Origin of the sequence: Syntrophomonas sp. DTU019 (assembly GCA_913757435.1) — a bacterium.
In the GTDB taxonomy this organism is placed as follows: domain Bacteria; phylum Bacillota; class Syntrophomonadia; order Syntrophomonadales; family Syntrophomonadaceae; genus DTU019.
This window is the reverse complement of the sequence record CAJYDM010000003.1, coordinates 248,899-261,467: the sequence shown is the minus strand read 5'-3', so window position 1 is coordinate 261,467 and position 12,569 is coordinate 248,899. Positions and strand designations below refer to the sequence as shown.

At 46.0% G+C, this 12,569-nt stretch carries 10 protein-coding genes and 1 pseudogene; 2 read left to right on the top strand and 9 right to left on the bottom strand.

What is annotated here, in order from left to right:
* Window positions 1-40: 40 nt before the first annotated feature.
* The 5 genes from AC15IQ_RS10145 to metA form a co-directional block, all read right to left on the bottom strand.
* Window positions 41-2,608, bottom strand: coding sequence for a heavy metal translocating P-type ATPase (locus tag AC15IQ_RS10145; protein ID WP_483178926.1), 2,568 nt, complete (start codon window positions 2,606-2,608; stop codon window positions 41-43).
* Window positions 2,609-2,769: 161 nt separating this feature from the next.
* Window positions 2,770-3,495 carry an urease accessory protein UreH domain-containing protein gene (locus AC15IQ_RS10140; protein ID WP_483179055.1) on the bottom strand — a complete coding sequence of 242 codons (726 nt, stop codon included), beginning with the start codon at window positions 3,493-3,495 and terminating at the stop codon, window positions 2,770-2,772.
* A gap of 53 nt (window positions 3,496-3,548) precedes the next feature.
* Entirely contained in the window at window positions 3,549-4,475 is a 927-nt protein-coding gene (nadA, locus tag AC15IQ_RS10135; protein ID WP_483178925.1) for a quinolinate synthase NadA, read from the bottom strand.
* Complete coding sequence (gene fdhD / locus AC15IQ_RS10130) at window positions 4,472-5,281, bottom strand: formate dehydrogenase accessory sulfurtransferase FdhD (protein ID WP_483178923.1); 810 nt, start codon at window positions 5,279-5,281, stop codon at window positions 4,472-4,474. Before fdhD ends, nadA begins: the two co-directional genes overlap by 4 nt.
* A 14-nt stretch (window positions 5,282-5,295) precedes the next feature.
* Window positions 5,296-6,243 (bottom strand): homoserine O-acetyltransferase MetA, encoded by a 948-nt coding sequence (metA, locus tag AC15IQ_RS10125; RefSeq protein WP_483178921.1) that lies wholly within the window; start codon window positions 6,241-6,243, stop codon window positions 5,296-5,298.
* Between the two features lie 325 nt (window positions 6,244-6,568).
* Between metA and mnmA the strand changes: the two genes are divergently transcribed.
* Window positions 6,569-7,702: a tRNA 2-thiouridine(34) synthase MnmA gene (gene mnmA / locus AC15IQ_RS10120; RefSeq protein WP_483178919.1), complete on the top strand. Its 1,134-nt coding sequence runs from the start codon at window positions 6,569-6,571 to the stop codon at window positions 7,700-7,702.
* Window positions 7,703-7,789: 87 nt separating this feature from the next.
* Here mnmA and istB (AC15IQ_RS10115) read toward each other — a convergent pair whose 3' ends face one another.
* Complete coding sequence (gene istB / locus AC15IQ_RS10115; protein ID WP_483176950.1) at window positions 7,790-8,539, bottom strand: IS21-like element helper ATPase IstB; 750 nt, start codon at window positions 8,537-8,539, stop codon at window positions 7,790-7,792.
* Entirely contained in the window at window positions 8,496-10,052 is a 1,557-nt protein-coding gene (istA, locus tag AC15IQ_RS10110) for an IS21 family transposase (protein ID WP_483176949.1), read from the bottom strand. The genes istB (AC15IQ_RS10115) and istA (AC15IQ_RS10110) overlap by 44 nt, the downstream gene beginning before the upstream one ends.
* A 136-nt stretch (window positions 10,053-10,188) precedes the next feature.
* On the opposite strand from istA (AC15IQ_RS10110), the pseudogene AC15IQ_RS10105 reads away from it, so the two are divergent.
* Window positions 10,189-10,314: pseudogene (locus AC15IQ_RS10105) on the top strand (ATP-binding protein); the annotation flags it as partial.
* A 47-nt stretch (window positions 10,315-10,361) separates the two neighbouring features.
* Here the strand turns inward: AC15IQ_RS10105 and istB (AC15IQ_RS10100) are convergent.
* Both istB (AC15IQ_RS10100) and istA (AC15IQ_RS10095) read right to left on the bottom strand, forming a co-directional pair.
* Window positions 10,362-10,997, bottom strand: coding sequence for an IS21-like element helper ATPase IstB (istB, locus tag AC15IQ_RS10100; protein ID WP_483177252.1), 636 nt, complete (start codon window positions 10,995-10,997; stop codon window positions 10,362-10,364).
* Window positions 10,954-12,510 carry an IS21 family transposase gene (gene istA, locus AC15IQ_RS10095; protein ID WP_483178918.1) on the bottom strand — a complete coding sequence of 519 codons (1,557 nt, stop codon included), beginning with the start codon at window positions 12,508-12,510 and terminating at the stop codon, window positions 10,954-10,956. Before istA (AC15IQ_RS10095) ends, istB (AC15IQ_RS10100) begins: the two co-directional genes overlap by 44 nt.
* Between the last annotated feature and the right edge of the window lie 59 nt (window positions 12,511-12,569).

The following is a 12,569-nucleotide window of genomic DNA, read 5'->3' as shown; positions in this document are numbered from 1 at the left end:
CGCCTTGGCTCAAGTGTTGGTGGTGTTGCCGTTACTGGCCTCATTCTCCCTTTTGATCCGGTTTCTTATCGGCTCTCAGATCCAATTTGGGGGCCGCAGCAGCCACATGCTCCTTGCCTTTGCCTCTTGGGGAATTCACAACCCGCGCCGCCGGTTCTGGATTCAATGCTGCACTACTGTTGTCCCGGTCATTCCGGTGGGGATTAAAGCGCTTCAAACTAAGGGAGTTGGTTACTACTGAAACTGAACTGAAAGCCATGGCAGCTCCAGCTATTATAGGATTCAACATGCCCAGAGCAGCGAACGGTATGCCGATAATATTATAAATAAAGGCCCAGAAAAGATTTTGCTTGATTTTCCGTATGGTCTGCCGGGACAGCCGGATTGAGGCCGGAATTGTGCGCAAGTCCCCCCTCATCAGAGTGATGTCAGCCGCCTCCATAGCCACATCAGTGCCGGTGCCCATAGCCATGCCGATATGGGCTGTGGCCAGGGCTGGGGCATCATTGATGCCGTCTCCTACCATTGCTACAGCTTTTCCTGCCGCTTTGAGTCTCTGTACTTCTTCGGCTTTGTTTTCCGGAAGCACCTCTGCCAGAACATTGGTGATTCCTACTTGTCTGGCTATGGCTTCAGCGGTGCGGCGATTGTCACCGGTTATCATGTAAACCTCGATGCCCATATTCTGCAGATCTTGGATAGCTTCCCGCGAGTTTTCCTTGACTGTATCGGCTACCGCGATGATTGCCTCCAAACGGCTGTTAATCGCCATCAGCATAGCAGTTTTGCCCATATCTTCCAGGGCGCTGATTGATGCCTCTATGGGTTCTACAATAATGCCATTATCGATCATAAGCCTTCTGGTTCCCAGATAGATCTCCTTCCCATTAACAACAGCTTTCACACCTTTACCGGGTATAGCCTCAAAGCTGTCCGGATCTGGCAGATGATCATATTCGGCCCGGCCTTTTTCATAAATGGTCGCTCCAAGTGGGTGTTCCGAGCCTTTCTCCGCCTGGGCCGCCAAGAACAGCAAGTGATCCAGATTCACTTCACCCAGGGCTATGATATCGGTTACTTCGGGCTTGCCTTTGGTTATGGTGCCGGTTTTGTCCAAAACCACCGCATTAAGCTTGTAGGCCATCTCCAGGTGTTCTCCGCCTTTTATCAGAATGCCGTTTTCGGCTCCTTTTCCTGTACCTACCATAATCGCGGTGGGCGTAGCCAGTCCTAACGCGCACGGGCAGGCTATAACCAGTACCGCTACGGCACTGATCAGTGATTTATTAATACCCCCACCGGATAAATACCAGGCCAGGAAAGTGATGAAAGCAATAGCCAGCACTACCGGAACAAACACCCCCGCCACCCGGTCAGCGATTTGCTGAATAGGGGCTTTGGAACCTTGAGCATCTTCAACCATTTTTATGATTTGGGCCAAAGCGGTGTCCCGGCCTACCCGGGTGGCCTCAAATTTAAAGGTTCCGAATTTGTTAAGGGTTGCACCAAAAACCAGGTCACCAGCCTGTTTATCTACCGGCAGGCTTTCTCCGGTAAGCATGGACTCGTCCAGAGCGGAGGTACCTTCAATTATTTTTCCATCCACAGGTACTTTTTCTCCCGGTCTGACAACTATGATTTCACCCAATTCCACTTCTTCAACCGGAATATCAACTTCCCGGCCGCTTCTGATTACCCGGGCGGTTTTGGCCTGCAATTGGGCCAGCTTTTTTATGGCCTCAGAGGTTCTTCCTTTGGCGACCGCTTCCAGGTATTTGCCCAAGAGGATCAGAGTGATGATTATAGCTGAAGCCTCGAAGTACAGGCTTTTCATCATCCCTTGAGGAACCACCTCATAGAACACGTTGTACAGGCTGAAAAAATAGGCCGCCGAAGTTCCCATGGCAATCAAGACGTCCATATTGGCACTGCCGGATCTCAAAGCAAAATAGGATTGTTTATAGAAGCGGGCCCCAATAATAAACTGCACCGGGGTGGCGATTACCAACTGAAAATAGGGATTGTGTAAAAATGTTGCCAAGGGGCTATGGATTTTAAATAAGCTCAAAACCATGGCTATAACCAGAGGTAAGCTCAAAACCGCGGAGGTTATCAGCAACCACCGCAATGAACTTATTTCTCTATCTTTAGCTTCCTGCTGATGGTCAATATTTGTATCCTCAACCCGCTCTGCGTTATACCCCAGGTTCTGAATGCTCTGGATCATTTCACTGATTTTGGCCTGTCCGGGCTGGTAAACCACCCGGGCCTTTTCGGTGCTCAGGTTAACATTGGCCTGTTTTACCCCTTCCAGGCCCTTCAGTTTTTTCTCTATGCGAGCCGCACAAGCGGCACAAGTCATACCAGATATTTTTAAATCGACCTGTTCATCGGTCTTTTCTCGGATCACCTCATATCCCAGCTTCTGCACCACCTGGTCAATCTGTTCCCTTGCCACCGCCTTTTCGTCATATTCAACCGTAGCTCTTTCCAGGGCCAAATTGACATTTACTGATTCTACACCTGCAACCTGCTTGAGTCCCTTCTCTATCCTGGCTGCACAAGCTGCACAACTCATGCCCGCTATCTTGATCGATTCTTTGTGCATATAAATGCACCTCCTTAAACTTTTGCCTATATGAATGAGTTGTCATTTTACCGGATATCTATTATTTGACGACTCTCGCCCTATACATTACTAAAGGTGTACAATAGAGGCTGCCAAGGTGACATCGCTGGCTGCCTCTGAACCGCTGCATCTGTCCTCGGTTAATTGGCAGTTTCACCCGTACCCTTGGCACAGCAGCCACCTCTGGGAAAATAAGCTCCCGGTGAGGGTGCCAAATCCTTTTCGCTTATATCTGACAGATCATCGACTACGGTTATGGTGCTGCTTATCATACCCATCCAGCAAGTATAAGTGATCTTTCCGGTCTCTTGGGGAGTAAATTCTATCACATTATCACCTGGAACCAATTCTATCTGAGTATTGTACTGAGGTATTGTAATCGGGTTGTTGCATCCGTTCAAATCGTTTTCGGCAGCCCTTATGGTCCATTTTACCGGTATACCTTTTTGCACTACTATAGGTTGATAGCGCCCGGATTGCAGTGTGGTTTCAACAACCTGCGTTTCGCCTTTTATGGAGGCAATATTCCCGGCATTTGCAGTTGAGGTCGAGGCATAAGCCAGATTGATTCCAGACAGGTTTAAACCTCGACTTAACATCAATATACCAAGAAACATAACCAAAACACCACTTACCTGCAGCATACGCTGTTTGAAAGTACCGGTTAATAATGAGCTGACCGTACCCAGGCCGAACATCAGCGGGACTGTGCCTAGGCTAAAGAACAGCATAGATAATGCTCCGGCCCAGGCGCTGCCAGTTCCCAGGGCATATATTTGCATGGCCTGCAGCGGGCCGCAAGGCATAAGACCGTTCATCAAGCCGACAACAAACGGCCTGTGTTGTTTATTGTAAAAGGGGGCTATGCCCCCTCATCTGATAAACATTTTCTATCATGACGATGCTTATTAGAAACCATTTACGATGCCAGTTCAATCATTTTTTCCAAAGCTACCACCGCCTGGCGTGCTACATCCTCCGGAACGGTTATGACCGTCTCCAGATTATCGATAGAATGCAATACTTTATTTAAGGTGATGCTTTTCATATTGGGGCAAATCAATTCTTTGGAAGCCAGAATGAGCTGTTTTTCCGGGCACTGTTTCTGGATGGCATGAAAGATGCCTGATTCTGTGCCAATGATAAACGCGTTTGCATCGGACTCCACCACTTTTTTCAGGATGCCTGCGGTGCTCCCTGCATAATCAGCCAGTTTTACCACTTCCGGGTCGCACTCCGGGTGCACCAATACCGGGGCCTCAGGGTGAAGGGCTTTGAGCTTGATGATTTCATCTTTGGTTACCACCGCATGGGTAGGGCAGGATGAATCAAAAGCTGCGATTTCACGATCCATTTCCCGGGCAACATTCCTGGCCAGGTTCTGATCGGGTACGAAATAGATATTTTTTTCCCTGGGAAGACTTCGGATTATCTTTTCCGCGTTGGAGGAGGTTACACACACATCGCTAACCGCCTTAACCTCCGCTGGTGTATTGACATAAGTTACCACCAGTGTATCGGGATGCAGTTCTCTATATTGGCGAATATGCTCAGCCGTTATACTATTGGCCATCGGACAGGTAGCTGCCGGTTCAGGGGACAAAATAGTCTTATCAGGACAGAGAATAGCAGCTGTTTCGGCCATGAAGTCCACCCCTGCCACCAGTATGTTTTTACTCTCAGAATCGCGGGCGGCCAGGGCCATAGCATATGAATCCCCTACAAAATCGGCGATCTCCTGTATCTCGCCGCGCTGGTAATAATGCGCGATAATAAAAATGTCCTTCTCTTGCTTTTTCTTAAGGATTTCCTCTTTAATCTGTTGATTCTTTTGGCTAGTATTCATACCACTTCCCGCCCTTCTAAAAGCACTCGTTCTGGGTGTGTGTAAATGTTCAAAGACTGCCCGCGGGCAAATCCTACGATACAGATGTTCAGTTCATCAGCCAATTCAAGGGTCAGCTCGGTAGGGGCCGACCGGGACACAATAACGGGCACATTGCCTCGAGCCGCTTTGATTAGGATTTCGGAGGCTATACGACCGCTTAACAGCAGACATTTGTCGGCAGTATCGATTCGGTTTAGTATAGCATAACCCAAAACCTTATCGACGGCATTATGGCGCCCGATATCCTCAAAATGAGCAACCAGGCCATTGTTACCTGCCAGTGCCGCACTGTGTACCCCCCCGGTAAGGCGGAACAATTCAGCTTTTTCTTCAAATTGGGTCATTAATTCCAGTACTCTTGCAGGCTCCAGTTGTAAATCGCTGTTTACAGCCTCCAATTGGCGGGCATCATTGATGAAATACAACCCGGCCCTTCCTTTCCCGCAACAACTGGCCATATGCCGGCGCAGAAAGTTGTCGCTGATAGTCACCGGCTGCCTGGTTTCAATCCACAATAACCCTTGCTCCTGGCGACAGCGGATGTCTTCGATATCATCAAGGCTGTGGATTATACCCTCACTGAGCAAAAAGCCGACCGCCAACTCTTCATACGCCCCTGGTGAGCAAACCATGGTGGAAAATTCGTTATGGTTCAAAAACACCGTTAGCGGTTTCTCCTTAACCACCCAGGCTGTTCTGCTTGCAGTATGCCCTTCTATAAATGTCATAATAGGCCATTCAGTATACAGCTTTATCTCCGCCATACTAGATTCCTCCACTATTCCAGATGCCAGGACCCGGGTGGGCACTGATCAAGTATGCCCAAATCATACGGAGTTTCTTGATAAACGTGATAATTTAGCCAATTGGAAAAGAGAAGGTGACCGTGACTGCGCCACCTCACCAAGGGTGCCTGCCCCGGGTCATCATCCGGGAAGTAGTTTTTAGGCACTGCAATATCGAGTCCTTTGTTTTTGTCCCGGTCGAATTCCGCCTTCAGTGTAAGAGGATCGTACTCCGCATGACCGGTGACAAACACCTGTCTTCCATCTCGGCTGGCCAGTAGGTAAACCCCGGCTTGATCGGACTCGGCCAGGATCTCCAACTCCCCAATCCCCTCCAGGTCTTGCCTGCGTATCTCGGAATGACGGGAATGAGGTGCATAGAAAACATCATCAAATCCACGCAACAGCGGCCGATTTAATTTGAGTGCCCGGTGTTCAAATACCCCAAACATTTTTTGTGGCAGGGCAAACTTATCAATGCCGTAATGATAATATAAACTGGCCTGAGCCGCTACACAGATGTGGAGGGTCGAATAAACATGGGTTTTGGTCCATTCCATAATCTCTTTCAGTTCTTCCCAATAGGTCCATTGAGCGAATTCAAGGTGTTCCACCGGTGCCCCGGTTATTATCATACCGTCGAATTTCTCTGCCTTTATCTCCGCAAAAGTGGTATAAAAGGTTTCCAGGTGAATTTCCGGGGTGTTTTTAGATTCGTGGCTTTCCGGGCGCAACAGAACGAATTCCACCTGTAAAGGGGTATTGGCTAGTACCCTTAAGAGCTGGGTCTCGGTGACGATCTTTTGCGGCATCAGGTTTAATATGGCTATCTTCAAAGGCCGGATATCCTGGTGGACGGCCCGCCTTTCTCTCATAATAAATATGTTTTCGCTCTGCAGCACTTCTCCGGCTGGCAAATTATCAGGTATTATGATTGGCACAAATTTATCCTCCATTTCAGTCCTATTACCGATGACCCAGCGAATATCCGCCCGTAAATAGCTTGCCATTCACCCGCCTAGTATTATGCCCCCAATATGGCAAATAGCGGCAATGAGGCTGATTCATCTTCAGCCCGTACGGCTTGAATCCCCCGCATAAAGATTTTCGAGTGGGGTCATCTTCAGTAAAAACCACACTAAAGTATATAGAAAAATCATCTCTATAATTCCTATAAAGATGATAGTATATAAAAGAATTTGAATCAAGATATCAATGGGGATATGGTTATAATCATGACAAATAATATTTTAAAAAGGATTGGTGGTGCTGGTTATTAGTAAGGCTACCTCGGTATCACCCAATAGGCCTGGAAAGAACAAAAACCTGCCCAAAAAGGTATTCGTTGCTATGAGTGGCGGAGTTGACAGTTCAGTCGCAGCCCTCTTGCTCCAAAAAGAGGGCTTTGATGTGACTGGCATCACTATGCAGATCTGGCCATCCGAACAAGAGCAAAACAAAACCTGCTGCGGCCTGGAGGCGGTCAGTGATGCCCGCCGGGTAGCCTGGAAACTGGATATACCCCATTATGTTATGAATTTCCGCTCCGAGTTCACGGCCCAGGTTGTAGACCATTTTTGCCGGGAATACTTGGCGGGCAGAACCCCCAACCCTTGTATCGACTGCAATCGTCTCATCAAATTTGCTGCCTTCCGCCAAAAAGCCTTAGCCATGGGAGCAGATTTCATCGCTACCGGTCATTATGTGCAAAATGTTTATGATGCGGAGAGCATGAAACACCGTCTCTTCATGGCCCAGGATAAAAACAAAGACCAGAGTTATGCGTTATACAGCCTCACCCAGGAACAATTGCGAACCACTCTGTTTCCCCTGGGTGATTTCCGCAAGCAAGAGGTCAGGACAATGGCCAGAGAAGCTGGTCTGATAGTGGCCGATAAAGCCGACAGCCAGGAGATTTGCTTTGTTGAAAAGGGTTCCTACGCTGATTTCGTAGAAGAGTATTTGCATCACCGGCCTGAGCCCGGCCCGATTATTGATACTGGCGGCAAAAGGCTGGGTACTCATTCCGGCCTATACCGTTATACCATCGGTCAGCGCAAGGGACTGGGCTTAGCCCTGGGTCATCCGACCTTTGTGACCGGCATCGAACCAGAGAGTAATACGATTATTATAGGCGATAACCAGGAGCTGTTTAAAAACGGCTTAAGGGCTGACCAGGTTACCTATATTTCCGGGGAAGTACCCAGAGATGACCTGACGGTGAATGTCAAGATCAGATATTCAGCCCCAGCGGTGCCCGCAATCCTAATCCCTTTGGGGCCAGACCAGGTTGAGATCAGGTTCGCACAACCTCAGCGAGCCATAACTCCTGGTCAGGCAGCGGTATTTTACCAGGGAAACGAAGTCATTGGCGGAGGGATTATTATAAATTCCCAATAGTTATTGAGAGGCTGAACCCCATTCTTATGACCAGGTGTAAGCGGTCAAGTATTTTGGAGAAATTTTGGCCAATAATTTTCCATAGGACTACAGTCTTAGTATAGAATCTCGATGTTTAAGGCGGTAACTGTCGCCGGTCAGATTGAATATCTCACTATGATGAGCGATTCGATCCAGGATAGCGGTAGTTATAACCGGGTCTCCCATCAATTCGGCCCAGTCTTCAAAACCCTTGTTTGAAGTTATTATTAAGGCCGTCTGTTCATAAAGTGATGATATCAATTGAAAAAACAAATTAGCTTCCTGCCTGGTAATGGGGACAAAACCTATCTCATCAATTACCACTAAATCTGAAGCCATGATCCGTTTCATCCTCTGGCGGCTCCGGGTTGAGGTAGTTTCCAGCTTAAGATGCTTGATTAAATCATCCATATTTACGAAGCTTACCTTGTAACCTTTTTTCACAGCCTCAAGCCCGATAGCTACAGCCAAATGAGTTTTCCCCACTCCCGGAGGCCCAAGGAAAATCAGATTGTAGAACTTCTCAATCCATTGCATATCCAGCAATTGATTAACCTGTTTACGGGTAATAGAACGCTGAAATGCAAAATCGAATTCATCTATGCTTTTAACAAAGGGAAACCCCGCCATCTTCATCCGGCGCTCTTCAGATCTTTTTTCACGGTAGTTTATCTCTCCCTGCAGCAGCCGGTTAAGAAAATCCAGATAGGATATGTCGGTACTGCTTGCTGTCTGCAGGGTTTGATCCAGGTTGTCTCTGCACCAGGAAAGGTTAAGGCTTCTTAAATAAGTCCTGGTTTCTTCGGCCTTGTTCAATACTCATACCTCCATAAATAGCGGCGTATTCGCTAATATTTCTGATCTCGGTTTTAATCCGATAGGCAAGAGGTATGGCAGACGTATCAAGTATAGTTTCCGCCGGGCTGTTGTTTTGCTGGGCAAAATACTCCAGGGCGGTCTTGAATTCAACTGCGCTAAAAATACTCCTTTCCACACAATAATCTAATGCCTGGGATATTGTTTCCAAAGAGTAATTTTTAATCGTTTGGATAATGAGATTATACTGGTCACGAACATATCTGGGTTTTTCTTTACGAATACCATCGAGGAAAACAGCTGCTATTTCACTTCCTCCCATATTGGCCAGGGTATCTTGATATAATTCGGCTATCCGGGCAGAATGGTCGCGTTTATGATTGTTATTCCTGATCAATCGGCCTTTATCCAGAGATATTTCATGACGGGCCAGCTCTTCATCGGTTTCAAGGTCAAAAACGATTAGTATGCCCTGGTCTGCTTTAATCTTCACTTCTCTTTCAGGATGGTAAGTGCCCAGGGGCAAAGTATATCGGTTGCTGTTGTACCAAATGATATTGTCTTTGCGTACCTGTCTTGTTATAATTTCTTCAGGTTGATTAATTATGGTCGGTATCGGTTTTAAGTGTTTTTGTTCTTCTTTAAACACTTCTGCCGGTACCTTTTTTGTTGTGCCATGTATATTGGCGTTTGCTGTTCTGTTCAGCCATTCTATACACCCCTGATTAAATGCTTGAATGTTGTCAAATATCCGGTGCCTGGCGTAGTTGCCTTTGGCATATTTGATAACTGCCTCAATTTTGCCCTTGGTCTCCGGATCACTTTTGCGGCAAAGATATATCTTAAAACCCATCTGCTGCCGGAATCTCTCGAATTCTGCTGTGTATATGATATCCCCAAAGTTTTCGTTTATAGCCAGGAGCCTGTCCTGATCGTACACAATTTCTTCTGGCACCCCTCCTATGTATTCAAAGGCCCGATAATGCACCTGTATGAATCTGGCTGCTGTAAGTGGCTTATCGTCCCATTCAACATATTTATAACGGCTGTGTGAGAGAACCAGCCCAAATCCTGTGAGCTTTACCCGCTGCCCCTGGGTATTTACCAGGGTGGTAAAACCTAAATCTACTTGTGCCTGATAACCCATGGGCAGTTCTTCCACTGCTTGGTATTGACGCTGGATAATAGGCTTCTTAATGTTATACTGAATCCGTAAACTCCTGATAAATCGTCTAAGCGTTCTCTCCTTTCCCTGATAATCTAAATAATGCTGTTTAAGCCAATCTTGTATTTGTGCTGATGACATGTCGGGATGTTCCTGTAACCACCTCACAATTTGTTCTTCGTATTTTTCAAGCTTTCTGGTTCTTTTTGTGTTTTTTCTTATTTCGTCATATTCGTCTGGCGTCACCTCCCAATAACGATCAACTGTTTTCCAATCTATGCCCAACTGCCGTTGAACTTGTGATTTATTAAGCCCCATCTCCTTTAGCTGCTGTAATTCTTGATACATCGGCCACCCCTTCACCTGGTTCCTCTCCTCGCATAATTGTAGTCTTTTACCCTACAATTTTAGCTGGTTTGGAACATTAAGGTAAATATTCTCCGTTTTTAGTGGCCAATTTTTCTCCCTTTTATTTTACCGTTTACAATTGATGGGAGACCCGGTTATAACTACCGCTATCCTGGATCGAATCGCTCATCATAGTGAGATATTCAATCTGACCGGCGACAGTTACCGCCTTAAACATCGAGATTCTATACTAAGACTGTAGTCCTATGGAAAATTATTGGCCAAAATTTCTCCAAAATACTTGACCGCTTACATCAATTCGGCCCAGTCTTCAAAACCCTTGTTTGAAGTTATTATTAAGGCCGTCTGTTCATAAAGTGATGATATCAATTGAAAAAACAAATTAGCTTCCTGCCTGGTAATGGGGACAAAACCTATCTCATCAATTACCACTAAATCTGAAGCCATGATCCGTTTCATCCTCTGGCGGCTCCGGGTTGAGGTAGTTTCCAGCTTAAGATGCTTGATTAAATCATCCATATTTACGAAGCTTACCTTGTAACCTTTTTTCACAGCCTCAAGCCCGATAGCTACAGCCAAATGAGTTTTCCCCACTCCCGGAGGCCCAAGGAAAATCAGATTGTAGAACTTCTCAATCCATTGCATATCCAGCAATTGATTAACCTGTTTACGGGTAATAGAACGCTGAAATGCAAAATCGAATTCATCTATGCTTTTAACAAAGGGAAACCCCGCCATCTTCATCCGGCGCTCTTCAGATCTTTTTTCACGGTAGTTTATCTCTCCCTGCAGCAGCCGGTTAAGAAAATCCAGATAGGATATGTCGGTACTGCTTGCTGTCTGCAGGGTTTGATCCAGGTTGTCTCTGCACCAGGAAAGGTTAAGGCTTCTTAAATAAGTCCTGGTTTCTTCGGCCTTGTTCAATACTCATACCTCCATAAATAGCGGCGTATTCGCTAATATTTCTGATCTCGGTTTTAATCCGATAGGCAAGAGGTATGGCAGACGTATCAAGTATAGTTTCCGCCGGGCTGTTGTTTTGCTGGGCAAAATACTCCAGGGCGGTCTTGAATTCAACTGCGCTAAAAATACTCCTTTCCACACAATAATCTAATGCCTGGGATATTGTTTCCAAAGAGTAATTTTTAATCGTTTGGATAATGAGATTATACTGGTCACGAACATATCTGGGTTTTTCTTTACGAATACCATCGAGGAAAACAGCTGCTATTTCACTTCCTCCCATATTGGCCAGGGTATCTTGATATAATTCGGCTATCCGGGCAGAATGGTCGCGTTTATGATTGTTATTCCTGATCAATCGGCCTTTATCCAGAGATATTTCATGACGGGCCAGCTCTTCATCGGTTTCAAGGTCAAAAACGATTAGTATGCCCTGGTCTGCTTTAATCTTCACTTCTCTTTCAGGATGGTAAGTGCCCAGGGGCAAAGTATATCGGTTGCTGTTGTACCAAATGATATTGTCTTTGCGTACCTGTCTTGTTATAATTTCTTCAGGTTGATTAATTATGGTCGGTATCGGTTTTAAGTGTTTTTGTTCTTCTTTAAACACTTCTGCCGGTACCTTTTTTGTTGTGCCATGTATATTGGCGTTTGCTGTTCTGTTCAGCCATTCTATACACCCCTGATTAAATGCTTGAATGTTGTCAAATATCCGGTGCCTGGCGTAGTTGCCTTTGGCATATTTGATAACTGCCTCAATTTTGCCCTTGGTCTCCGGATCACTTTTGCGGCAAAGATATATCTTAAAACCCATCTGCTGCCGGAATCTCTCGAATTCTGCTGTGTATATGATATCCCCAAAGTTTTCGTTTATAGCCAGGAGCCTGTCCTGATCGTACACAATTTCTTCTGGCACCCCTCCTATGTATTCAAAGGCCCGATAATGCACCTGTATGAATCTGGCTGCTGTAAGTGGCTTATCGTCCCATTCAACATATTTATAACGGCTGTGTGAGAGAACCAGCCCAAATCCTGTGAGCTTTACCCGCTGCCCCTGGGTATTTACCAGGGTGGTAAAACCTAAATCTACTTGTGCCTGATAACCCATGGGCAGTTCTTCCACTGCTTGGTATTGACGCTGGATAATAGGCTTCTTAATGTTATACTGAATCCGTAAACTCCTGATAAATCGTCTAAGCGTTCTCTCCTTTCCCTGATAATCTAAATAATGCTTTTTAAGCCAATCTTGTATTTGTGCTGATGACATGTCGGGATGTTCCTGTAACCACCTCACAATTTGTTCTTCGTATTTTTCAAGCTTTCTGGTTCTTTTTGTGTTTTTTCTTATTTCGTCATATTCGTCTGGCGTCACCTCCCAATAACGATCAACTGTTTTCCAATCTATGCCCAACTGCCGTTGAACTTGTGATTTATTAAGCCCCATCTCCTTTAGCTGCTGTAATTCTTGATACATCGGCCACCCCTTCACCTGGTTCCTCTCCTCGCATAATTGTAGTCTTTTACCCTACAATT